Source organism: Streptomyces sp. NPDC056161 (assembly GCF_042268025.1).
Classification (GTDB): domain Bacteria; phylum Actinomycetota; class Actinomycetes; order Streptomycetales; family Streptomycetaceae; genus Streptomyces.
The window spans coordinates 22,943-47,110 of sequence record NZ_JBHJUV010000068.1; the positions used below are offsets into that span (position 1 = coordinate 22,943).

12 protein-coding genes are annotated in these 24,168 nt (G+C 73.5%); 7 read left to right on the plus strand and 5 right to left on the minus strand.

The genetic code is table 11. From position 1 onward, the window contains the following. Positions 1–2: 2 nt before the first annotated feature. On the plus strand, positions 3–4,442 hold the full coding sequence (locus ACFC09_RS39650) for a type I polyketide synthase (RefSeq protein WP_376536853.1): 4,440 nt from the start codon (positions 3–5) through the stop codon (positions 4,440–4,442). Positions 4,443–4,760: 318 nt separating this feature from the next. On the opposite strand, the gene ACFC09_RS39655 is transcribed toward ACFC09_RS39650, so the two are convergent. Continuing rightward, on the minus strand, positions 4,761–6,317 hold the full coding sequence (locus ACFC09_RS39655) for an FAD-dependent oxidoreductase (protein ID WP_376536855.1): 1,557 nt from the start codon (positions 6,315–6,317) through the stop codon (positions 4,761–4,763). Between the two features lie 225 nt (positions 6,318–6,542). On the opposite strand from ACFC09_RS39655, the gene ACFC09_RS39660 reads away from it, so the two are divergent. The 3 genes from ACFC09_RS39660 (at position 6,543) to ACFC09_RS39670 (ending at position 9,325) form a co-directional block, all read left to right on the plus strand. Beyond that, on the plus strand, positions 6,543–6,998 hold the full coding sequence (locus ACFC09_RS39660) for a nuclear transport factor 2 family protein (protein WP_376536857.1): 456 nt from the start codon (positions 6,543–6,545) through the stop codon (positions 6,996–6,998). Positions 6,999–7,044: 46 nt separating this feature from the next. Further along, positions 7,045–8,487, plus strand: coding sequence for an MDR family MFS transporter (locus ACFC09_RS39665; protein ID WP_376536859.1), 1,443 nt, complete (start codon positions 7,045–7,047; stop codon positions 8,485–8,487). Between the two features lie 205 nt (positions 8,488–8,692). After that, positions 8,693–9,325 (plus strand): TetR/AcrR family transcriptional regulator, encoded by a 633-nt coding sequence (locus ACFC09_RS39670; protein ID WP_376536861.1) that lies wholly within the window; start codon positions 8,693–8,695, stop codon positions 9,323–9,325. Between the two features lie 77 nt (positions 9,326–9,402). Here the strand turns inward: ACFC09_RS39670 and ACFC09_RS39675 are convergent, their stop codons facing one another. The 4 genes from ACFC09_RS39675 to ACFC09_RS39690 form a co-directional block, all read right to left on the minus strand. Next, positions 9,403–10,929, minus strand: a complete 1,527-nt coding sequence (locus ACFC09_RS39675) for an MFS transporter (protein WP_376536863.1) — start codon at positions 10,927–10,929, stop codon at positions 9,403–9,405. Beyond that, on the minus strand, positions 10,926–11,504 hold the full coding sequence (locus ACFC09_RS39680) for a TIGR03086 family metal-binding protein (RefSeq protein ID WP_376536865.1): 579 nt from the start codon (positions 11,502–11,504) through the stop codon (positions 10,926–10,928). The genes ACFC09_RS39675 and ACFC09_RS39680 overlap by 4 nt, the downstream gene beginning before the upstream one ends. A gap of 101 nt (positions 11,505–11,605) precedes the next feature. Then, the gene (locus ACFC09_RS39685; protein ID WP_376536867.1) at positions 11,606–12,187 is read right to left on the minus strand and encodes a hypothetical protein; all 582 of its coding nucleotides are present in this window, start codon (positions 12,185–12,187) and stop codon (positions 11,606–11,608) included. Then, positions 12,184–13,416, minus strand: a complete 1,233-nt coding sequence (locus tag ACFC09_RS39690) for a cytochrome P450 (RefSeq protein WP_376536869.1) — start codon at positions 13,414–13,416, stop codon at positions 12,184–12,186. Before ACFC09_RS39690 ends, ACFC09_RS39685 begins: the two co-directional genes overlap by 4 nt. A gap of 322 nt (positions 13,417–13,738) precedes the next feature. Here ACFC09_RS39690 and ACFC09_RS39695 point away from each other — a divergent pair, with 322 nt between their 5' ends. From ACFC09_RS39695 to ACFC09_RS39705, 3 genes are all read left to right on the plus strand, one after another. Next, positions 13,739–14,959, plus strand: coding sequence for a cytochrome P450 (locus ACFC09_RS39695; protein WP_376536871.1), 1,221 nt, complete (start codon positions 13,739–13,741; stop codon positions 14,957–14,959). A gap of 43 nt (positions 14,960–15,002) precedes the next feature. Beyond that, the gene (locus ACFC09_RS39700) at positions 15,003–15,782 is read left to right on the plus strand and encodes a thioesterase II family protein (protein ID WP_376536873.1); all 780 of its coding nucleotides are present in this window, start codon (positions 15,003–15,005) and stop codon (positions 15,780–15,782) included. Between the two features lie 140 nt (positions 15,783–15,922). Then, positions 15,923–24,168: SDR family NAD(P)-dependent oxidoreductase (locus ACFC09_RS39705; protein WP_376536875.1), on the plus strand; the 8,246-nt coding region annotated here is incomplete at its 3' end.

Sequence of the window (24,168 nt, forward strand, 5' to 3'; positions counted from 1 at the left end):
CGATGACCGCCAGCCCGGTCGGGCCGACCGCGCCCGCCGCCCCGACCATGACGCCGCATACCGGAACCGCCACTGCCACGACCGCTGCCGCAGTCGCCGGGTCCGCGATCGCCTCGGCTTCCCCCGATCCCGCGGATCGCGTGGTTCTGGCGCTCCGCACCGCCGTCAAGGACAACGACCGCCTCCGCCGCCAGATCGAGGACCTGACCCGCGCCGCGCGCGAGCCGATCGCGATCGTCGGCATGGCCTGCCGGTTCCCCGGCGGCGTCCGCACCCCGGAGGACTTCTGGGACCTCCTCGCCGAGGGCCGCGACGCCACCAGCGAGTTCCCGGACGACCGGGGCTGGGACGTCGAAGCCCTCTACCATCCAGACCCGGACCACAGCGGGACGTCGGTGACCCGGCGCGGCGGCTTCCTGTACGACGCCGCCGACTTCGACGCGGAGTTCTTCGGTATCAGCCCGCGCGAGGCCGCATCCATCGACCCGCAGCAGCGCCTGCTGCTGGAAGTCGCCTGGGAGGCGCTGGAAGACGCCGGGATCGATCCGGCGACCCTGCGCGGCAGCAAGACCGGCGTCTACGCCGGGATCATGTACGGGGACTACGCCACCCGCCTGTCCGCGGTGCCGCCGGCCTACGAGGGCTTCGTCGGCACCGGCAGCGCGGGCAGCGTGGCCTCCGGCCGCATCGCCTACACCTTCGGCTTCGAGGGGCCGGCGGTCACGCTCGACACGGCCTGCTCCTCCTCCCTGGTCGGCGTCCACCTGGGTGCCGAGGCGCTGCGGAACGGCGAGTGCGACCTGGTATTGGCGGGCGGCGCTACCGTGATGGCTACGCCGGGGGTGTTCGTGGAGTTCTCCCGGCAGCGCGGGCTGGCCCCGGACGGCCGCTGCAAGCCGTTCGCCGCCGCCGCCGACGGCACCGGCTGGTCGGAGGGCGCTGCCCTGCTGCTGCTGGAGCGGCTGTCCGACGCGCGGCGGAACGGGCGGCGGATCCTGGCCGTGGTGCCCGGCAGCGCGGTCAACCAGGACGGCGCGTCCAACGGCCTGACCGCGCCGAACGGCCCGGCGCAGGAGCGGGTCATCCGGTCCGCCCTGGCCGCCGCGGGCCTCGGCGCGGACCAGGTGGACGCGGTGGAGGCGCATGGCACCGGCACGCCGCTCGGCGACCCGATCGAGGCCCAGGCGCTGCTCGAGGTGTACGGGGCGGCGCGGCGCGGCGGCGATCCGCTGTGGCTGGGGTCGGTGAAGTCGAACATCGGGCACACCCAGGCCGCCGCCGGGGCCGCCGGGGTGATCAAGATGGTGCTGGCGATGCGGCACGGGCTGCTCCCGGCCAGCCTGCACGTCGACGCGCCGTCGCCGCACGTCGACTGGAGTCCCGGTGGCGTCGCGCTGCTGACCGAGGCCGTGGCGTGGCCGGGCGGCGCGGGACGGGTGCGGCGGGCCGGTGTCTCTTCGTTCGGAATCAGCGGGACCAACGCGCACGTCATCGTGGAACAGGCCCCGGAGAGCGGCTCCGCGGCCGGTGACCCGAGCTTCGCGGGCGAATCCGGTGACGCGCGGGACGTATCAGAACCCGAAAACGCGCACCCCTGGGTCCTGTCCGCCCGCTCGCACCCGGTGCTGGCCCGGCAGGCCGCGGACCTGGCCGGATTCCTGCGTCGCGAACCCGGTGTCCGGAGCCGGGACGTCGCCCGCACCTTGGCCGCGACCCGGTCCAGGTTCACCCACCGCGCGGTCGTCGTCGCTGCCGACCGGGGCGTGGCGCTCGCCGGCCTGGAAGCGCTGGCCGCCCAGGGCGCCGCCGCCGCACTGATCGACGGCCCGCGGGAGGACTCGCCGCGCGGAAAGCTCGCGATGCTGTTCTCGGGGCAGGGGAGCCAGCGGGCCGGCATGGGCTCCGGACTGCGGCGGTTCGGGGAGTACGCGGCGGCGGTCGACGAGGTGACGGCGCTGTTCGCCAAGGCGGGGTGCGACGTCGGGGAGGCGGTGTGGGGCCCGAACTCCAGGCCGGAGCTTGCCGACCGGACGGAGTTCGCCCAGCCGGGGCTGTTCGCCCTCGGCTGGGGGCTGTTCCGGTTGTTCGAGTCCTGGGGGGTGTCGCCGGACGTGGTCGGGGGTCACTCGGTGGGGGAGTTGGCAGCGGTCGCGGCTGCTGGTGTGTTGTCGCTGGAGGACGCGGTGCGCGTGGTCGCGGCGCGGGGCCGGTTGATGCAGGCGCTGCCGTCCGGTGGCGTGATGGTCGCGGTGCAGGCCCCTGAGGATGTGGTGCGGCCGCTGCTGGCTGACCAGCCGGGCCTGGTCGGGATCGCCGCGGTGAACGGGCCGTACTCGGTGGTGCTGTCCGGCCGCGAGGACGCGGTCGAGGAGATCGTCGGCCGGTTGGCGGCCCAGGGTCGTAAGACGCGGCGGTTGCGGACGAGTCATGCGTTTCATTCGCCGTTGATGGAGCCGATGTTGGAGGAGTTCGAGGCGGTGGTGCGTGCGGTTCGGTGGGCCGAGCCGCGGCTGCCGGTGGTGTCGAATCTGACTGGGCGGATCGCAGCGCCGGGAGAGCTGACGGATCCGGCGTACTGGGTGCGGCATGTGCGCGAGGCAGTGCGGTTCGGGGACGGGGTCGGGGCTTTGCGGGAGCACGGGGTGACCACGTTCTTGGAGTTGGGGCCGGACGCCGTCCTGACCCCGATGATCGGCGAGAACCTGGCGCGCACGGCCGCCGCGGTGATCCCCACGCTGCGCCGCGACCGCCCGGAGGACCAGACGGTCCTGACCGCCGCCGCGCGCTTGTTCACGTCCGGGCGCTCGGTCGACTGGGCCGTCGGCCTGGCTCCCGACAGCCGAGTCGTCGACCTCCCGCCCTACCCGCTCCGCCGGCGCCGCCACTGGATCGACGCCCCGGCCGCCGAACCGGCCGAAGACGCAGTGCTGTGGGCGGCGGTGGAATCCGGCGACACCGCCGGCCTGGCCGCCGAACTCGGCGTGGCCGGAGCGGACCGCGAGGCGCTGGGCTGGCTGTTGCCGACGCTCGGATCTTGGCGGCGGCATCGGCGGGCTTGGTATCGGATGGGATGGCGGGCGGTTCCGCCGGCAGGCGGCGGGGGAGCGACGGCGACCGCACGGCCGGGGACCTGGCTGCTGGTGGACGTGCCGACGGCGGTGGAGACGGCGTTGGCCGCACGCGGAGTTCCGGTGACGACGGCGGCGGCCGACGAAGTGCCCGGGGAGTTCGCGCCCGACGCGCTGGCCGGGGTGGTCTGGGGGCTGCGTCCGGATACCCGCCCGAACCTGGCCGAGTGGCCGACGTGGGTGCCGGTCTGGGGCCTGACACAGGGCGCGGTGTGCGCGGACGCGCAGGATCCGGAGCCTGACCTCGGCCTGGCGGCGACATTCGGCGCGTTCGGAGCGGCGGACGTGGCAGGCGGCGTGATCGACCTGCCGGCCGGCGATGTCGCCACGGGCGTGGCGGCGCAGTTGGCGGGATTCCTGCTGGCCGGGCCGAAAGAGCGGGTCTCGGCGGTGCGCGAGTCAGGGATCCTGATCCGCCGGCTCGCCGAGTTCCGAGACCCGGGTGAGCTGTGGCAGCCGAGCGGTGACGTCCTGGTCTACGGCACCGCCGCCGACGACATCGAGGCGGCGATCACCCGAGCCGGAGCGCGCGTGATCCGCGACACCGCGCCGACCGCCGAGTCACACGCCCGCGACGCCGCACCGACCGCCGTCGTCTACGTGCTCGGTGATCGAACCTCCGAGCAGGCCGTCGCCGATCTGCGCGCCATCGACGAGGCCGCCCCGGACGTCGAAGCCTTCCTCATCCTCGCTGACTCGGCAGCCCTCACCGGCGCCTCCGCCTCCGGCGCCCTGGCCGCCGCCGAGGCCCTGGTCCGCGCACGCAGTGCCGCCGGCCGACCTGGCGCGCTGCTGATCTGGGATCGGGGCCGGGCCGCGCCTTGGCTCAATCCCCTGACTCCGGCGCTGGTCCTGGCGCGGATCCCCACCCACGCTCCGGGCGGCCCGCTGGTGGTCGCCGACATCGCGTGGTCCGAGGTGCCCGATCCGGTGCCGGCGCTGCTCGCCGAGCTGCCCGAGGCGCGGGCCCGCAGCGCGGCGATCGGCGAGTCGGCTGTCCCGGCCGCCGTCGATCTCCGCGCCGCGCTGGCGGCGGCGTCGCCGGCCGAACGCGGTCGCATGCTCACCGACTTGGTGCGCACCCGCGCGGCCCTGGTCCTGGCCGCGGACCCGGCCGAGCTGGACCTGGCGGCGGAGCTGCCGCACCTGGGGTTCACCTCGTTGACCGTGCTCGAGGTCTGCAACGCCCTCGGTGCGGACGTCGGCGTCCGGCTCGATCCACAGCGGGTGATGGAGGAGCCGACGCTGGCCGCCGTGGCGGCGCACATCGGCGTCCTGCTGGCTGAGGATCAATGCTCTGCTGACACCGCATGAGTCGGCCCGGCCGGAATGAACACCCTGATGAAACCCACAGCTCACCGCGCGAAAGGCGGCCCCGCATGAAGCTCGAAGCAGACCCCGAGGTCTGCATCGGCGCAGGCCAGTGCGTCACGGCCGACGACACCCCTCTTCGACCAGGCTGAGGACGGCGGCGTCCTCCTCCTCCGAACGCCCGGGGCGGGTGACGAGGCGGCGCTGCGCCAGGCCGTCGCCCTGTGCCCGTCCCGGGCGCTGCGGATCATCGAGGGCTGAGTCGAGGGTGGAATCGAGGACTGAAATCGACCCGGTGGCCCCGACGAGGCGGCCGCCGGGTCAGCGCCCGACCGCCTGCGCGAAGGAGAAGAAGCCGTACGGGTCGTACGCCTGCTTCACCTCCGTCAGCCGGCCGTAGTTCTCGGCGTAGTAGGCGGCCTGCCAGTCGGCCAGCGCCGGGTCCGGCATGTTCTGGTACGACTCGCCGTTCGAGGCCGGGTCGATCGCCGCGAACACTCGTTCGGTCCACGCCGCGGCCGCCGCCTGGTCGGCCGCCCCCGGATCGGCGCTGGCCGGCGTGGTGTCCACGGCGATCAGCTGGAAGCGCGTCGTCCGGTGCGCGTACGCCGTGTCTGTCCGCCCGACCAGGTTGGCGGCCCCGCCGAGCGCCGCGCCGCTGACCAGGCGAACGTGTCCGGTCGGCAGCGGCTGCTCGAACGCCGCGACCAGTGCCGCGGTGTCGGCCGCGGGCATCGGGTCGTCGAACATCCGGTTGCGCACCGCCAGGAAGTTGCCGCGCTGGAGCATGCCCTCCGCAGTGGTGCCGGTCAGGTGGCACTGCTCGGCGGTCAGCGTCCCGCAGCCGTAGACGCTCATCATCGAGTCCTGATACGAGTAGATGTTCGCAGAGCGGACCGTCGGCGCGGTCCCCACGGCTGCCACGAACGTGTCCAGCACTGCGTCGAGCGCGTCGAGCGACCCGGTCCAGCCGCCGGACACGCTCAGCTGCGGGACGCCGCCCGCGGCCGGCGAGGCGGCCAGGGTGAAGCCCCCGCCCAGCGCCCACGGCGCGCCGACGACCCAGTCCTGCCAGGCCGCCAACACCGCCGCCGCCTGGGTGAACGGCCAGGTCAGCGCGTACTGCCCGAGCTGGGTGAGGGCCACCGGCCGGACCCGGTACTGGGTGACTACCCCGAAGTTGCCGCCGCCGCCTCCGCGCAGCGCCCAGAACAGGTCCGGGTTCTCCCGCGCCGAGGCGGTGACAACCCGGCCGTCGGCGAGCACCACCCGCGCCGAGACGAGGCGGTCGCAGGACATGCCGTTCCTGCGGGTGAGCAGGCCGTAGCCGCCGCCCTGGACGAAGCCGCCGGCGGCGACGGTCGGGCAGCCGCCGCCGACCAGCGCGTAGCCCTGGGGCGCCAGGGTGGTCAGCGCGTCGATCTGGCGGGTGCCGGGACCGAGCACGACCAGCGGACTGCCGCCGGGGCCCGATCCGGTCAGCGCGGCGCTGTTCAGCCGCGTCAGATCGATCACCAGCCCGGTGGTGGTGGAGAAGCCGGCATGGCTGTGGCCGCCGCTGCGCGGCACGGCCGGCAGGTCGTACCGCTGGGCGAAGGTGATGCAGGCATGGACGTCGGCTTCGGAGGTGCAATAGGCGACGGCCGACGGGGCCGGGGTGTCGTAGTGACTGAAGTAGACCCGTTCGGCGGCGGCGAAGTCGGCGTCGGTGGGCAGCACGAGCGGGCCGGCGAGCCGGCCGGCCAGCTCCGGCCACGGCACGGAGCCGACGGCCAGGGCCGGGGAGCCGAGGAGGACCCCGGCTCCGGTCCCGGCGGCGATCACGGCTGCCGCGGTGGTCGCGCCGTAGCGCAGAAAAGTTCTCCGATTGACAGGCACCTGTTCCTCTTTCCGCCCGATGGAGCGAGGTGGGACGACGCGGACGACGACCCGGATCCGGTCGGCGTCCGGCCGTCCGAATCCGGCGGCGCGCTGAGGACACGCCGCCGTCGTTGACAACCGGAAAATGCGCCCCGTATCGTCGGCGTCATCATAAGCGGGGCGGTCTTTCCGAATAAAGTGGCCGTCACCGGGCTCTTGAACGAAACGAAATGGAGAAAACCCTTGTCGGAGTCAACCCCGAGTACCCGCGAGGTCGTCGAGCGGTTCCTGGCCGCCGCCCTCGACCCCACAGGCGAGACCCTCGCCGACCTGTACGGCGACCCGGTCGTCATCGAGATGCCGTTCGCCCCGCCCGGGTTCCCGTCGCGGACCGAGACGACCAACGCCGAGCTGCGAGCCCGCTTCTCCGGCGGCGCCGCGACACGCACCTACGACAAGATCGACGGCGTCGTGATCCATGAGACCACCGACCCCGAGGTGGCCATCGTGGAGTACTCCGTCCACGGCAAGCGCGCCTCGGACGGCGAGGGCTTCGTCCTGTCCTACGTCAACATCATGACGATCCGGGACGGCAAGATCGTCCACTCCAAGGACCACACCGACCCGATCAACGCCCTTCGCGCGCTGGGCATGTTGCCCAGGCTGCTAGAGGCCCTCAGCAAGGAAATCGCAGGCTGACTCCCGAGCGGGACGCGCGATCGACGTGGAGAGGGGGGCGACGGGCATGCCCGGCCGTTCCGGGAAAGAAGCGCTGGAGCCGAAGCTCCGCGCCCTGATCGGGATCCTCCTGGTCGGGCTGGTGGCGGTGCTGTTGGATACCACCATCGTCAACGTCGCCACCGCGCGGCTGGCCAAGGACCTGCACACCGGCGTGTCCATGGTGCAGTGGGTGAGCACCGGGTTCCTGCTCGCCCTCGGTGTGAGCATCCCGCTGAGCGCCTGGGCCGTCGGCCGCTTCGGCGGCCGGTCGGTGTGGCTGGCGGGCGTCGCGCTGTTCACGGTCGGCTCGGTGCTGGCCGGCGTGTCGTGGAACATCGGCAGCCTGATCGCGTTCCGGGTGGTCCAGGGACTCGGCGGCGGACTGATGCTGCCGGTGCAGCAGACGCTGCTGGTGCGCGCCGCCGGTCCGGCGCGGCTGGGGCGGGTGATGGCCGCAATCAGCCTGCCCGCCGTGGTGGTCCCGATCCTGGGCCCAGTGGCCGGCGGCCTGATCCTGCAGGCGGCGAGCTGGCGCTGGATCTTCCTCATCAACGTGCCGATCGGCCTGGTCGCCTTCGTCCTGGCCTGGCGCGGCCTGGACCGCGACCAGGACCGGCAGCGCCGCCCGCTGGACGTCACGGGCCTGGTGCTGTTCGTCCCCGGTGTGGTCGCCGTGCTCTACGCCCTGACCCGGGTCGCGCAGTTCGGCGTCCGGGAGGGGGCCTGGGTGCCGCTGGCCCTCGGTGTCCTGCTCCTGGCCGGGTTCGCGGTCTACGCGGCGCGGGTCGGCGACGCCGCGATGATCGACGTCCGGCTGTTCCGGGTCCCGTCGTTCGCGGCCTCCTCGGTGCTGTTGTTCCTGTCCGGGCTGTCGCTGTACGGGGTGGCGTTCCTGCTGCCCCTCTTCTACCAGCAGGTCAGCGGATACTCCGCGCTGACCGCGGGACTCCTGCTGGCTCCCCAGGGCATCGGCAGCCTGGCGGCGCGCAGGGCCGTCGGCAAGCTCTCAGACCGCTACGGGGCGCGTCCGGTGGTGCTCGCCGGGCTGGCGTGCGCGCTGGTCGGGAGCCTGCCGTTCGGCTGGGTCGGCGTGCACGGCGGCCAGGTGCCGCAGATCGCTGGCCTGGTGGTGCGCGGGGCGGGGCTGTCGGCGGTGAACATCGCCGTGATGGTGGCCGCCTACCAGGGCCTGTCCAAGGACCGGATCCCGCATGCCAGCAGCACCACCCGGATCCTGCTCCAGGTCGGCGGCTCGTTCGGAGTGGCGGTGGCCGCGGTGGTCCTCCAGCACGAGCTGGCCGGGCATCCCGGGGGCCCGGCGGCGCACGCCTCCGGATTCGGCGTCGCGTTCCTCTGGATGACCGCGCTCACCGTGATCGCCGTGCCGCCGGCGCTGATACTGCCGCGTAGGCGGCGGCCGGAACCCGCGTCGCCCGTGACCCCGGCGGGGTCCGAGGCGCGGAGTTGACCGGGGCCGAGCCGACCACCCAGCGGCGGCTCGGCCCTGCGCCCCGGCGGTCCCGCCGCCGTCGGCGAACCCGTCGGCGGGGCCGCCGGGGCCCGTTCCGCCCGGCCCGGCGCCCGAGCGCGTCGCCGCTCCGAAAGGCATGCACTAACCTGGGGGGATCCGGTCGGGCCGGTCGGGGTCGCGGCCGTCACCGAGGGATCCGTACATGGCCATTGAGGCATCAGCTGAAACATCCGTACCCGCTGAGATCCCGGCCGCCGAGCGCGCGGCCGCGCCGGCGATGCGCGCCGACGCCCGCCGCAACCGGGCCCGGGTGCTGGAGGCCGCGCAGGAGGCATTCGCCTCCGTGGGGCTCCAGGTCGGCCTGGACGAGATCGCCCGCCGGGCCGGGGTCGGCGCCGGAACCGTCTACCGGCACTTCCCGACCAAGGAAGCCCTCTTCGACGCGGTGATCCTGGACCGCGCGCAGCGCCTGGTGGACCGCGCCGAGGCGCTGGCCGACGCCCCCGACCCGGGCGCGGCCTTCTTCGCCTTCATCTCCGGGCTGCACCGGGAGAGCGCTGCCAAGCGCGACCTCATCGACGCGGTGGCCGGGATAGGCGTCGACATCACCGCCAGCCTCACCGACGTCAACCGGGACCTGTGGGCGGCCGTCGAGGTGCTGATGCGCCGGGCCCAGCAGACCGGGACGGTGCGGATGGACGTTGACATCACCTTGCTCAAGGTTCTGCTGCGTGCCGTGTTCATCGCCAACGACGGCGTGGGCGGCGGGCCGAAGGAGGCCGACGGCGTGATGGCCGTGATCTGCGACGGGTTGCGCACGGAAGCGGCCCGGTGAGCCCCATGCCGGTCTCACACGGAAGAGGCCCGGCGAGACCGGTTCCGGTCGCACCGGGCCGTCGACGGCCGCGCTCGTCAGTCGGCTGACGCCGGGGCGAGTCTCCCCTCAGTGCCCGGCGACTCGGCCGGGACCAGCGCGTTCATCCCGGATTCCCCGTCCTCGTCGGCGAGCGCGGGGGAAGCCGGGATGAACAGGCTGAGCACCGCGGCGGCGAGCAGTACCGCCACCCCCACCCACAGCGCCGCCACCATGCCGTGGACGAACGCGCGGGCGGCGTCGAACGGGAACGCTCGGACCACGGTGAAGTGTGCCAGGTACACCGTCGACAGCGCCGCGACGCCGAGCGCGCCGCCGATCTCGCGGACGGTGTTGTTCGCCCCCGAGGCCTTGCTGTAGTCGTGCGGCCGCACCGAGCCCAGTACCACGGCCATGGTCGGCGCGAACACCAGGCCCATCCCCACCCCGGCCAGGACCAGCGCCGGGACCAGCCGGGTGTAGGACAGTCCGACCTGGGCGATGGCCGCCACCCAGGCCAAGCCCAGCCCTTGCAGGGCCAGCCCGCCGGCCATCAGCCGGTTGCCCCCCACCCGGTCAGTGAAGGCCCCGGCGATCGGGGCCACCAGCATCGGCATGGCCGACCACGGCAGGGTCCGTACTCCCGCGCCCAGCGCCGAGTAGCCGAGGGAGTCCTGGAAGTACTGCGACAGGAAGAAGATCGAGCCGAACACCCCGAAGTAGAAGGCGAGCGACACCAGGTTGCTCATCACGAACGCGCGTTGTCGGTAGAAGTGCAGTGGCAGCAGGGGCGAGCGGGCCCGGCGCTCCCAGGACACGAACGCGGTCGTCAGCACGACCGCGGCGGCCAGCGGGACCAGGACCGACGGGGAGGACCAGCCGGCCGTGCCGACCTGGACGATGCCCCACACCGCCAGGGTCACCGCGCCGATCACCATCACCATGCCGGGCAGGTCCAGCCCGCTGTCCTCGCCGTGGGTCTCACGGACCCCGCGCAGGACGAACGGCACCGCGGCCGCGGCCACCGGGATGTTCACCCAGAAGATCCACTGCCACGGCGCGTGCGCCGTGATCAGGCCGCCGACCAGCGGCCCCAGCGCCACGCCGAGGCCGTTGACGCCGCCCCACAGGCCGATCGCCACGCTGCGCTTCGCCGCCGGAACGGCGCCCACCACCAGGGTCAGCGACAGCGGCTGGATCGCCGCCGCCCCCGCGCCCTGGAGCGTGCGGGCGGCGATCAGCACCTCTCCGGACCGGACCATTCCGCACAGCGCCGAGCCCACCGCGAACAGCGCGATCCCGGCCAGGAACACTTTGCGGCGGCCGAAGCGGTCGCCGAGCGCCGAGCCGGTCAGCAGCAGGCCGGCGAAGGCGAGGATGTAGGCGTTGATCACCCACTGCAGGCCGGTGATCGACATCAGCAGCTGCTTCTCGATCTCCGGGAGCGCGTTGGTCACCAGCAGGTTGTTCAGCGACACCATGAACACCGGCAGCGAGGCGCCGAAGACGGCCGCCGCCACGGCCCGGCGCGGCGCCTTCGACGGCCTGCGGCCGGGTGTCTTCGCCCGCCCCGCCACCGGGCTCACGCGGCGGTCCAGCCCGGGTTGCGGCCGCTGGCGCCGAGGGCCTGGGCCAGGGCCCCCGCGGACTCCGGCACCGCGACGTCGGGCCCGAACATCCCGGCGCGCCGGGACTCCTCGGCGGTGGCCCGCACGGCGCGCAGCGTCGTGGCCGCCACCTCCGGGGCGACGATCAGCTCCTGCCCGGTCGCCTTGGCCAGGTCCCAGCCGTGCACCACGTACTCGATGATGGTCTTCTCGCCGATGACGACGGTCGGCACGTTGGCGAATCCGAGCTCGGTGCGGCCCTCCCACGTCGCGTCGGAGTACCAGGACTCGGAGATCCGGTCCAGCGAGGCCAGGAGCCGGCCGCGCCAGTCGCCCGGCAGATAGCTGATGCTCTCGTCCGGCCGGCCCGGGGCCAGCGGCATGCCGGCGCCGATCGCCTCAACCACCGGCGACCAGGCCACGATGTGGTTCAGCAGGCCCTGCACGGTCTGGTCGGCGCCTGGCGTGAGCAGCGGGAACTGCGCCTCGTCCACGCCCTTGATCAGCCGCGCGAGTTCGGCGGCGGCGGCGGTCAGTTGGTCCTTGACCTGCATGTCGGGTCCTTTCGGGGATGTGTCGCCGGGGCAGGGATGTGTCGCTCCGAGGGAGCCGGAGTCCGAGTCGGAGTCCGGGTCCGACTCGGCCGGGGCCGGGCTCAGCGGCACAGGGTGAGCCGGAGCTTGAGCCTGGTCTCCTGCGGCGGCGGGTTCTGGATCGGCTGGGGGAACCACCACTGCCGGGTGCCGGTCTGGCCGATGTAGGAGCCGGAGGTGCCGATGATCGACAGGTTCACCTGGGCGCCGCCGAACATCGCGTAGCGGTCGACGATGCCGCTGGCGCTGAACGTGCCGTCGCCGAGTTCGACCGACTCGTAGTACTGGGTCATCAGATGGCCGTCGGAGGGGCGCTTGTAGATGGCGCTGACGAAGCCCACCGTGTGCCCGACGACCGCGCCGTGCGCGTCGTAGATGTTGTCGTAGTAGGTGAGGCTGGAGCCGACGCCGTGCACCGGGATGCCGTCCGCACCGCCGACGTAGTGGTAGTCGGTGGTGGCCTCGGTCAGGTCGTCGCGGACCGTGCAGTTCGTGCCGGCCGCGGCGGTCGCGTTCCCGTGGCTCAGGAACAGCAGGCTGCTGCCGATGACGCAGAGCGCGACGAGGACGGAGGCCGCCAACAGGCTCCGGCGGCCGGTGCGGGTCCGGCGGGCTGCCGCCGCGTCGGCCCCGGCCGGGCTCACCACGCCACGGGGACCTCGTGGACCCCGTAGAAGTTGGTGTCGTTCTTGAACCGGAGCTCGTCGAACGGGACCGCGAGCCGCAGGTTCGGCAGACGTTCGAACAGCCGGGTGTAGGCGACCTGGAGCTCCAGGTGCGCGAGGTTCTGCCCGATGCACTGGTGGATGCCGTAGCCGAACGCCAGGTGGTGCCTGGCCTCGTCGCGGCCGACGTCCAGCCGGTCCGGGTCCTGGAACACGGTGGCGTCCCGGTTCGCCGCGCCGTTAGGGGCCAGCACGCCGTCCCCGGCGCGCATCTGGACGCCCTCCAGTTCCATGTCCTCCAGCAGCACCCGGCCGGTCGCGTAGTCGGAGACGCTGAAGAACCGCAGCATCTCGTCGGCGGTGCGCGGCGCGAGTGAGGGGTCGGCGACGAGCCGGGCCCGCTCCTGCGGGTGTTCCAGCAGCGCCACGACGCCCAGCGCGATCATGTTGGCGGTGGTCTCGAACCCGCCGGTCAGCAACAGGGTGACCAGGCCGGTCAGGTGCGCCAGGTCGTAAGTGCCGGCGTCCTGGTACTTCTTGACCAGGCGGCTGATCAGGTCGTCGCCCGGGTCGGCCGTCTTCTCGGCGATCAGCTTTCCGATGTAAGAGCCCATCTCACGCAGCGCCTGGGTCCGGGCCTCCGGGCTGTTCGCCAGGTTGACGATCAGGGTGGTGCGTTCCTGGAACAGCCCGCGGTCCTGGTAGGGGACGCCCAGCAGTTCGGTGATCACCATGGTCGGGACCGCCAGCGCCAGATGTTCCAACAGGTCGGCGGGCGAGCCGGCGGCCACCATGGCGTCGACGCACTCGTCGACCGACTCCTGGACCCGGGGCCGCAGCGCCGACAGCCGCCGCACCGTGAACTCGTTCATCAGCATCTTGCGGTGCTCGGTGTGCTCCGGCGGGTCCATCCAGGTCAGAAAGCCCGGCGGGCGTTGGGTGAACGCCGCGCCCTGCGGAATCACGCCCGGGTAGGCCGGGTGCGCCCGGTCGACGCTGACCCGGGGGTCGGCCAGCAGCTTGCGGGCCAGGTCGTGCCGGGTCACCAGCCACGCGGTGCGGCCGGTCGGCAGGGTCACCTTGGAGACCGGATCGTTCTCCCGTAATTCGGCGTACTGGGTCGGTGGATGGAAGGGACAGGCCCTCGGCATCGGGAACGCCGGCGGCGCCTCATCCGTCGTCGGCGCCCCGGCGGGTGTGCTGGACATCGCTACGCCTTCCCGCCTCCCGCGTGCGGCTGCGCACACGGTGGCATCTTCAGGTCCACGTCGGCCCCGGCCGATGAGGGCTCTGGCAGCCCGGCCCGGGTCGTTTTGCGGGTCACAGTCTCGGCGTCGGCGCTAAAGCACGCCTTGTCCGGCGCTTGGTGTCGGCGTACGAGTTGACGTTCACGTGTACGCCGACACTTGGCGGCCCGGCCGCCGGACCCGGCAAGGCTCGCCCAAGTTCGCCTTTAGCCCCCGCTGGTCGACTACCGGCGTCGGCGTCCGCAGCCGCTCGCAACGCCACCATCGTCAGGAGGAGCAGCCCATGACGGAGATCGCCCACGCCGAGCCCGCCCAGGCCCAGCCGCCGTCGTTCCCGATGACCCGCGGCTGTCCGATGCACCCGCCGCAGGCGTACGCCGAACTGCGGGACAAGGAGCCGGTCTCGCGGATCACGCTGCCGACCGGCCGCACCGCGTGGTTGGTGACCCGGCACGACCTGGCCCGCAAGCTGCTGGCCGACCCCCGGGTCAGCGTCAACCGCGCGCATCCCGGCTACCCGGCGCTGGTCGCCGGCGCGCAGGGCATGGGAGCCGCTGTCAAGGGCTTCCTGACCTGGATGGACCCGCCGGAGCACACCGAGCACCGCAAGATGCTGATCAACGAGTTCACCGCGGCCCGGCTGGCGGCGCTGCGGCCGCAGGTGCAGCGGATCGTCGAGGACTGCGTGGCGGGCCTGCTGGCGGCCGGCCCGCCGGCCGATCTGGTGGCGCACCTGTCCCTGGCCGTGCCCTCGCTGGTGATCTGTGAGCTGCTGGGCGTGCCGTACCAGGACCGGGAGCTGTTCCACCAGCGCGCCGCGACGCTGGACGCCCGCAACAGCACGCCGCAGGAGAAGATGGAGGCGTTCAAGGGCCTGCGCGGCTACATCGGGGCGCTGGTCACCGCCAAGACCGAGGACCCCGGCGACGACCTGCTCAGCCGGCTGGCCGCCCGCTACCGGCAGGCCGACGCCTACGACCACGACCTGCTGGTCGGCGAGGCCACCCTGTTGCTGACCGGCGGGTTCGAGACCACCGCCAACATGATCTCGCTCGGTGTGCTGGCCCTGCTCCAGGACGACGAGCAGCGGGCCAAGGTCGTCGCCGGCGCGCCCGGGGCGGCCGACGAGCTGCTGCGCTACTTCAGTATCGCCGAGATCTCCACGAGCCGGGTCCTGACCGAGGACGTGGAGCTGGGCGGGGTCACTATGCGGGCCGGCGAGGGCGTGATCGTCTCCAACACCGCCGCCGACTGGGACCCTGCGGTGTTCTCGGACCCCGAGCGCCTGGACGTCGAGCGCCCCGAGGCCAAGCACCACCTGGCGTTCGGCTTCGGCGTGCATCAGTGCCTCGGCCAGAACCTGGCGCGCATGGAGCTTCAGGTCCTGTACGCGACGTTGTTCCAGCAGGTGCCGACGCTGCGGCTGGCGGTGCCGATGGAGGAGCTGCGCTTCAAGAAGGAGACGAACTTCTACGGCGTCTACGAGATGCCGGTGGCCTGGTGACCGGCCCCGAGACCGAATCCGGAGATCTCTGGTGGAGCCCGCAGTGACAGCCCTCGGCCGGCGCCGTGCGGCGGCGCCCTGTCTGACCTCGGTGCCCCGGACCGACGGCGGCCCGCGCCTGTTCTGCTTCCACCACGCGGGCGGCGCGGCGTCGGCGTTCACATCGCTGCGGCGCGACTTGGACGGCGTCGCCGAGGTCGTCGCGGTCCAGCTGCCCGGCCGCGAGGGCCGGCTGCGCGACCGGCTGCCGACGACGATGGCCGAGGTGGTGGCCGAACTCGACGAGCAGCTCGACCCCCACGTGCGCCCGGACGACGTGTTCTACGGGCACAGCATGGGCGCGCTCGTGGCCCACGACGTGCTCGCGCGCCGCCACGCCCGGGGCGGCGCCGGCCCGGCCCGGCTGATCGTCGGCGCGTGCCGGGCGCCCAGGCACCCGGTGGCGCTGGGCCACCGCGCCCGCGACTCCGACGGCGATCTCACAGCCCTGATGCTCCAGATCGGCGGGCTGTCCCCGGAGATGGCGCGCTATCCGGAGTGGGTGCGCGCCGCGGTGGACCGGATCCGCGGCGACCTCGTCCTGTGCGCGAGTCGCGAGCCGGCCGACTCCGAGCCGCTGCCGTGCCCCATCGACGTGCTGCACGGCGCCGACGACCCGCTGGTCGACGTCGGCCAGGCCACCGACTGGACCGGGCACACCCGCGCCGGCTGCCGGACCCACCGGCTGGCCGGCGGGCACTTCTTCTTCCTGGACTCCGGGCGGGACGCGTTCGTGCGGCTGCTCGGGGGACTGGTGCGGGGGACGGCCGCGGTCCGGGCCTGAGGCCGCGAACCGAATCCGCGGCGCGCTCGACGCGTCGCGGACTCTCGCCACAAGCCCGCCTGCACCCCCTCCGGGCCCGCCCATGCACCCTCCACGCAGGCCCGCCGAACGTTGAGCAACCGCCGAGAGAGTGAGGCACGGTGACTGAATCGTCCGAGTCCCTGGCTGCGCCGACCGCCGACCTGACCGGTGACCCGCTCACCGCGTCGCGCACCACGCCGCCCGCTGAGCCGGTCGCCGTCATCGGAGTCTCCTGCCGGATGCCGCGCGCCGACACACCCGAGCGGTTCTGGGAGCTGCTGCGCGACGGCGTCGAAGCCGTCGGCGAGGCCCCGGCCGGGCGCTGGCCAGACCCGGCGGTCACCGTGCGGCGCGGCGGATTCCTGGACCGGGTGGACCGGTTCGACGCCGCGTTTTTCGGGATCTCCCCGCGCGAGGCCGCCGCGATGGACCCGCGGCAGCGCCTGGTGCTGGAGCTGAGCTGGGAGGCGCTGGAACGGGCGCGGATCGTGCCGGAGACGGTGCGCGGGACGCGGACCGGCGTGTTCGTGGGCACGATGTCGGACGACTACGCGCAGCTCTCCTTCACCGGCGGCGGGGCCGCGGTCGGGCGGCACACCTTCACCGGGTCCCAGCGCGGCATCATCGCCAACCGCGTCTCCTACCTCCTGGGGCTGCGCGGGCCGAGCCTGACCGTGGACAGCGGCCAGTCCTCCTCGCTGGTCGCCGTCCACCTGGCCTGCGAGAGCCTGGCGCGCGGCGAGTGCGACACCGCGATCGTTGGCGGGGTGAGCCTGGCGCTCACCTCCGAGCCCACGGTGGCCGGCGTCCAGTTCGGCGGGCTGTCGCCGCAGGGGCGCTGCTTCCCCTTCGACGCGCGCGCCGACGGCTACGTGCGCGGCGAAGGCGGCGGCGTGGTCGTCCTCAAGCCGCTGGCGGCGGCCCGCACCGATGGCGACCCGATCCTGGCCGTGATCGTCGGCAGCGCGGTCAACAACGACGGCGGCGGCGCGGGCCTGACCACCCCGGACGCGGCGGCCCAGGCCGACGTCGTCCGCACCGCCTGCCGCCGCGCCGGCGCCGACCCGCGCCGTGTCCAATTCGTGGAGACCCACGGCACCGGCACCCCGGTCGGCGACCCGATCGAGGCCGCCGCGCTCGGCGCCGCGCTCGGGGCCGGCCGCGACGCCGCCGACCGGCTCGCACTGGGCTCGGTCAAGGCGAACATCGGCCACCTGGAAGGCGGGTCGGGCATCGCCGGACTGCTGAAAGTGGTCCTGAGCCTGGGCCGCCGACAGCTTCCGCCGACCCTCAACCACGAGACCCCGAACCCCGCGATCCCCCTGGACGAACTGGGACTGCGGGTGCCGACGACGCTCGGGCCGTGGCCGCGCGCCGACCGCCCGCTGCTGGCCGGGGTGTCTTCGTTCGGCATGGGCGGGACGAACTGCCACGTGCTGGTGGCGCAGGCCCCGGAGTCCGTGGAGGCCGTGGATCCGGGCCCTGACACCCCGGACCGCGTTGAGCCGGCCGACGGGTCGGGGCCGACTCCGCTCCTGCTCTCCGGACGCACCCGCCAAGCGCTCCGTGCCCAGGCATCGAAGCTCCGCGCACACCTCACCGCGCTCGACTCCGCACCCGCCGACGACCCCGCGCTCGACCTCCGAGACCTCGGCCGCGACCTCGCCACCACCCGCACCGTCTTCGAGCACCGCGCCGTGGTCCTCGCCGCCGACCACACCTCCGCGCTGGCCGGCCTCGACGCCGTGATTTCCGGCAGCCCGCTGCCGCCGGTGGCCGTCGGCCGGGCCGCCGCGCCCACCGCGGGTTCCGCCGCCCCCGGCCCCGTCTTCGTCTTCCCCGGCCAAGGCTGGCAGTGGCCCGGCATGGCTCGGGAGCTGCTGGAATCCTCCCCGGCCTTCGCCGCCGCCATGGAGCGGTGCCGCGACGCGCTATCCGAGTTCGTGGACTGGGACCTGCTGGAGATGGCGCGCGGCGTCGCCGAGGTGCTCGACCCAGACGCCGCCGACGTCGTCCAGCCGTTCCTGTGGGCGGTCATGGTCTCGCTGGCCGAGGTGTGGCGCTCGCTCGGCGTCGTGCCGGCCGCCGTCGTAGGCCATTCCCAGGGCGAGATCGCGGCCGCGACCGTGGCCGGGGCGCTCTCCCTGCGGGACGGCGCGCGGATCGTGTCCGAGCGGGCCCGGCTGGTCGCTTCCTCCGGCGTCGAGGCGGTCGGCGGGCTGGCCTCGGTGCTGCTCCCGGCCGCCGAGGCCGCCCGGCGGATCGAGCCGTGGGCGGACCAGATCTTCGTGGCCGCGGTCAACGGCCCTGACACCACCATCCTGGCCGGGCGGACGGCGGCGCTCGCCGAGCTGACCGCCGTGCTGGCCGCCGAGGACATCGGCGTGCGGCAGGTGCGGGCCTTCCCCTCGCACAGCCCGCTCGTGGAACCGATGCGCGACGGGGTGCTCGCGGCGCTCGACAGCGTCCGCGGCCGGCCCGGACAGGCGGCCTTCTACTCCGCCGTCCAGCCGGGCCGTTTCGACCCAACCGGCCTGGACGCCGAGTACTGGTGGAGCAACCTGCGCTCGGTCGTCCGTTTCGAGGACGCGACCCGCGCCCTGGTGCGCGACGGCTTCGGCGTGTTCGTCGAGATGAGCGCCCACCCAGTGCTGACGGCGGCGCTCGCGCAGACCTTGGAGTCGGAGGGCGCGCCGCCCGCGGTGTCGGGCACCCTGCGCCGCGGCGAGGGTGGCCTCGACCGGCTGCTCCTCTCCTTCGGCGAGGCAGTGGTCAACGGCGCGGCCGTGGACTGGGACGCCCCGTTCGCCGACGCCCCCGGCGGCCGCCCGGACCTGCCGACCTACGCGTTCCAGCGCCGCCGGTTCTGGCTGGCCGAGACCGGCAGCCCGAGCGCCCCGGCGAGCACAGGCTTCGAAGCCTTCGACGCCGGCGCCACCGCCGATGAGTCCGACGGCTTCGACGACGTCTCGTCGCAGGACTCTGATCGACCCGCCGCGTCCGCCGACGCCGCCGAGCTTCTCGGCCTGGTGCGCTCCGTCGCGGCCGGCATCCTCGGCCACGCCGACGCCGCGGCCGTCGACCCGGCCGCCACGTTCAAGGACCTGGGCCTGGACTCCCTCGGCGCCCTCGACCTGCGTGCCGGCCTGGCCCGCGGCACCGGCCTGACACTGCCGGCCCCGGTCCTGTTCAGCCACCCCACTCCGGTCCGGCTGGCCGCGCATCTGCATGCCGAGCTGTCCGGGGGCGCGCCGGCCGGAGCCGCCGCGGCGTCCGCCGCCTTGGTGGGAACCGCGGTCGCCGACACCGATCCGATCGCCGTCGTCGCCATGAGCTGCCGCTACCCCGGCGGTGTTCGCAGCCCGGAGGATCTGTGGCGCCTGACCGCCGAGGGCCGCGACGTCATCTCCGGCTTTCCCACGAACCGGGGCTGGGATCTCCCGGCCCTGATCGGCGACGCCGGGCGGCCGGGGGCCAGCGCCACCGCCTCTGGCGGCTTCCTCTACGACGCCGACCGCTTCGATCCGGCGTTCTTCGCGGTCAACCCGCGCGAGGCCGCCGCGATGGACCCGCAGCAGCGCCTGCTGCTGGAGACCTCGTGGGAGGCGTTCGAACGGGCCGGCCTGGACCCGACCCGGCTGCGCGGCGACCAGGTCGGCGTCTTCGTGGGGGCGATGTCCCAGGACTACGGCCCCCGGCTGCACGAACCGGCCGACGGCGGCGAGGGCTACCTGCTCACCGGCAGCACCGCGAGCGTCGCCTCCGGCCGGGTCGCCTACGTCTTCGGGTTCGAGGGCCCGGCGGTCACCGTGGACACCGCCTGCTCCTCGTCCTTGGTGGCGCTGCACCTCGCGGCCCAGTCGCTGCGCCGCGGCGAGTGCCGCATGGCGCTGGCCGGCGGTGTCGCGGTGATGTCCAGCCCCGGCATCTTCGTCGAGTTCTCCCGTCAGGGCGGACTGTCCGCCGACGGTCGCTGCAAGGCGTTCGGCGCCGGGGCGGACGGCACCGGCTGGGCCGAGGGCTGCGGTGTCGTCCTGCTGGAGCGCCTGTCGGACGCCCAGGCCCGCGGCCACCGCGTCCTGGCCGTGCTGCGCGGGTCGGCGATCAACTCCGACGGCGCCAGCAACGGTCTGACCGCGCCGAACGGCTTGGCGCAGGAACGGGTGATCGCTCAGGCGCTGGCCTCGGCCGGGCTCGCGCCGCACGAGGTGGACGCGGTGGAGGCGCACGGCACCGGCACCATGCTCGGCGACCCGATCGAGGCCGAGGCGCTGCTGGCTGTCTATGGCCGCGGCCGCGCCGCCGACCGGCCGCTGTATCTGGGCTCGATCAAGTCGAACATCGGTCACTCCCAGGCCGCCGCCGGCATGGCGGGGGTCATCAAGATGGTGATGGCGCTGCACAATGCGGAGCTGCCGCGGACCCTGCACGCTGAGGAGTCGTCGCCGCATATCGACTGGTCGTCGGGTGCGGTGAGTCTGTTGACCGAGGCGCGGGAGTGGCCGCGGGTGGAGGGTCGTCCGCGGCGGGCCGGGGTGTCGTCGTTCGGGATCAGCGGCACCAACGCGCACGTCCTCGTCGAGGAGGCGCCCGTGTCCGGGCCCGCTGTGGCGGCGCCGCCAACCGGTGCGAAGCCGGGCCTGGACCTGGCCGTAGTCGGCCCGGTGCCCCTGGTGCTGTCCGCCAAGAACGACCCGGCGCTCCGGGACGCCGCGCGAGCACTGGCCGACCGCTGGGCGGCCGCACCGGACATGACGCCCGACGAGGTCGGCTACGCCCTGGCCACGACTCGCGCCGCGTTCTCCGAACGGGCAGTCGTCCTCGCGGACGACCGGGACACCGCGCTGGTCGCGCTGCGGTCGTTCGCCGAGGAATCGCCGAACGCTGATGTGCTGATCGGGAGCGGACCCGCGCTGCGTCCGGTGTTTGTGTTCCCGGGGCAGGGTGCGCAGTGGGTCGGTATGGGTCGTGAGTTGTTGGGGTCGTCGCGGGTGTTCGCTGCGCGGATGGCTGAGTGCGCGGCGGTGTTGTCGGAGTTCTGTGACTGGTCGTTGATTGATGTTGTGCGTTCTGATGGGGCGGAGTTTGAGCGGGTGGATGTGGTCCAGCCGGTGTTGTGGGCGGTGATGGTGTCGCTGGCGGCGCTGTGGCGTTCGCTGGGTGTGGAGCCTGCCGCCGTGGTGGGTCATTCCCAGGGTGAGATCGCGGCGGCGACGGTGGCGGGTGGCTTGTCGTTGCGTGATGGTGCGCGGGTGGTGGCGTTGCGGTCGCAGGCGATTCGGGCGATCGCCGGCCGGGGCGGGATGATGTCGGTGGCGTTGCCGGCCGCGGCGGTCCGGGACTTGTTGGCCGAGGCCGGTGGTGATGCCGATGGAGTGGGTCTGGCGGCGGCGAACGGTGTGTCGTCTTCGGTGGTGTCCGGTCCGGCGGCGGCGCTTGAGGTGTTGCAGTCGCGGTGGAAGGCTGCGGGGCATCGGGTGCGGATGGTCGCGGTGGACTACGCGTCGCATTCGGCGCATGTCGATGAGATCCGCGGGCAGATCTTGGAGGCGTTGCGCGAGGTTTCTCCGCAGTCTGGTTCGGTGCCGTTCTGGTCGACGGTCACCGCTGAACAGATCGACACCGCGGTCTTGGACGCCGAGTACTGGTTCACCAATCTCCGCGGCACCGTCGAGTTCGAAGCCACGACGCGGACGCTCCTCCAGTCCGGGCAGTCCTTGTTCCTCGAAGCGAGCCCGCACCCGGTGCTCGTGCCGGCCCTCCAGGAGACCATCGAAGCGGCCGACTCCGACGCCGCGGCCGTCGGCACCCTGCGCCGCGGGCAAGGCGGCCTGCCGCGCCTGCGCCGGTCGTTCGCCGAAGCGCTGGCCCTCGGGGTGCGTCCGGCTTGGGAGTCGTCCGTCGACGGCGGTCCGCGCCGGGACCTCGATCTGCCGACCTACCCGTTCCAGCGGTCCCGCTACTGGAGCACCGCGACGCAGAGCGCCGACACCGGCGGTCTCGGCCTCCCCGGCGCCGGGCATCCGCTGCTCGGCGCGCGCGTCTGGCTCGCGCAGGGCGACGGCCTGCTGCTGACGGCGCGGCTGTCCATCGCCACCCACCCCTGGCTCGCCGACCATGCCGTCCTCGGCCGGGTGCTGCTTCCCGGCACCGCGTTCGTCGAACTGGCCCTGCGCGCGGCGCAAGAGGTCGGCTGCGCGCGGCTGGACGACCTGACCCTGCAGGCCCCCCTCCTGCTTCCCGACGACGGCGCGGTCGAGGTCCAGGTCCGGCTCGGCGGCGCCGACGAGGCGGGAAGGCGGGATCTCGCGATCCACGCGCGGCCGGCCGAGGATGAGGACGCTGATTGGACCTGCCACGCCACGGGCGTCGCCACTGTCGCTGCTTCGGGCGAGTCGAGTTCGGGCCAGTCGGTCGACCTGCGGGTCTGGCCGCCGGCCGGCGCGGTGCCCGTCGACCTCGCCCACGCCTACGCGCGTCTGGCGGAGGCCGGGTATGAGTACGGGCCGGAGTTCCGGTTGGCGCGGGCCGCCTGGAAAGTGGGCGGCGACCTGTGCGTGGAGACGGTGCTGTCCGAGGACCAGATCGCCGATGCGGCGAGATTCGGCCTGCATCCGGCGCTGCTGGACGCGGCACTGCATCCGGTGGTGTCCGACGGGCGCGATGGGCGCGACGGCGCGTCCGGCGCACCGAAGATCCCGTTCGCTTGGTCCGGTGTGCGGCTGCACGCAGTCGGCGCGGGCGCACTCCGCGTTCGGATCTCGCCGAACCCCGACGACTCCGTCCGGCTGACCGTCGCCGACGCACAGGGCGGCCCGGTCGCCGACGTCGAGTCCCTGACCCTTCGGGCCTGGAGCGGCGCTGGTGTCGCGGCTGGCGACGGTGGGGCGCTGTACCACGTCACCTGGGTCCCGGTCGAAACGTCTCCGGTCCCTGAGGAAGCGCCGGTCATCGTCGCCGACTTCCTCCGCCCCGCCGACGCGCCAATCGACGCCGCCACGGCCCGTGCGGCGACGGCCCGGGCCCTGGATCTGATCCAGAGCCATCTCGCCGATCCGCAGTACGCGGACACCAGGCTCGTCGTCGTCACCAGTTCCTCGGACCTGGCCGGGGCCGCGGTGCGGGGCTTGGTCCGCAGCGCCCAGACGGAGAACCCGGGCCGGTTGGTCCTCGTCGAGACCGATCAGGCTACGGATGCCGAAACGGCCGTCGCCCTGGTGCGTCCGGTCATGGACGCTGAGCCGCAGCTCGCCGTCGTCGGCGGCCGGGTGTCGGTACCGCGTCTGGCTCCGGCGCCCGAACCTGAATCAGGGCCCGGATTCTCCCTTTCGCTCAGCGACGGTCCGGTGCTGATCACCGGTGGTACCGGCGTGTTGGGTCGCTTGCTGGCCCGGCATCTGGTGTCGGTTCACGGGGTTCGCGAGCTGGTGCTGGTCAGTCGTTCCGGCGTCGCGCCTGACCTGGTGGCGGAGCTGGCGGTGCTGGGCGCGCGTGTGGTCGTCGAGTCCTGCGATGTCGGTGACCGGGCGGCTGTCACGGAGCTCTTCCGTCGGCACGGCTCCTTCGCGGCCGTCGTCCACGCGGCCGGCATCCTCGACGACGCGACCGTCGAGACCACGACCCCCGATGCCCTGGACCGGGTGTTCACCGCGAAGGCGGACTCGGCCTGGCACCTCCACGAGCTCATCTCCGACCGGTCCCCGCTGATCCTGTTCTCCTCCGTCGCCGCCGTCGCGGGCAACGCCGGCCAGGGGAACTACGCGGCCGCCAACGCCTACCTCGACGCTCTCGCGGCGCATCGCCGCGCCCTCAGCCACCCGGCGCTCTCCCTCGGCTGGGGCCTGTGGGCCGACACCGGCGGCGCCGGCATGACCAGCGCCATGCGGACCGCCGACGTGGCCCGCCTGGCCCGCACCGGCATCGAGGCACTGGCCGCCGACGACGGACTCGCACTGTTCGACCGCGCCCTCGGCCTGAGCGCCGACACCTCACACGTGCTCCCTCTGCGTCTGGGCCGCGCTGCCCTCAACGCGCGCGCCGCCGCCGGCGGCCTCGGTCCGGTGTGGCGAGGTCTGGTGCGCGCGGTGCCGCGCCGGGCGGCCGCTGCATCGGCCGGATCACCGGGCGGCGCCTCGGGATGGGCCGCGCGGGTCAAGGCTCTGTCACCCGCCGACCGGGAACGTGAAGTGCTGGACCTGGTCCGGACCGAGGTGTCGACCGTCCTCGGCCACGCCGCCGGCGCCTCGGTGGCCGCGGCCACGACGTTCAAGGACCTCGGGTTCGATTCGTTGACGTCGGTGGAGTTGCGTAATCGTCTGGGTGTGGTGTGTGGTCTGCGGCTTCCGGCGACGGTGGTGTTCGATCG

Excerpts from the sequence above, each read along its gene's own strand:
- ACFC09_RS39650 (WP_376536853.1), top strand. The coding sequence starts at position 3 with ATGACCGCCAGCCCGGTCGGGCCGACCGCGCCCGCCGCCCCGACCATG.
- ACFC09_RS39665 (WP_376536859.1), top strand. The coding sequence starts at position 7,045 with ATGCCCGGCCGTTCCGGGAAAGAAGCGCTGGAGCCGAAGCTCCGCGCC.
- ACFC09_RS39670 (WP_376536861.1), top strand. The coding sequence starts at position 8,693 with ATGGCCATTGAGGCATCAGCTGAAACATCCGTACCCGCTGAGATCCCG.
- ACFC09_RS39680 (WP_376536865.1), bottom strand. The coding sequence starts at position 11,504 with ATGCAGGTCAAGGACCAACTGACCGCCGCCGCCGCCGAACTCGCGCGG.
- ACFC09_RS39690 (WP_376536869.1), bottom strand. The coding sequence starts at position 13,416 with ATGTCCAGCACACCCGCCGGGGCGCCGACGACGGATGAGGCGCCGCCG.
- ACFC09_RS39695 (WP_376536871.1), top strand. The coding sequence starts at position 13,739 with ATGACGGAGATCGCCCACGCCGAGCCCGCCCAGGCCCAGCCGCCGTCG.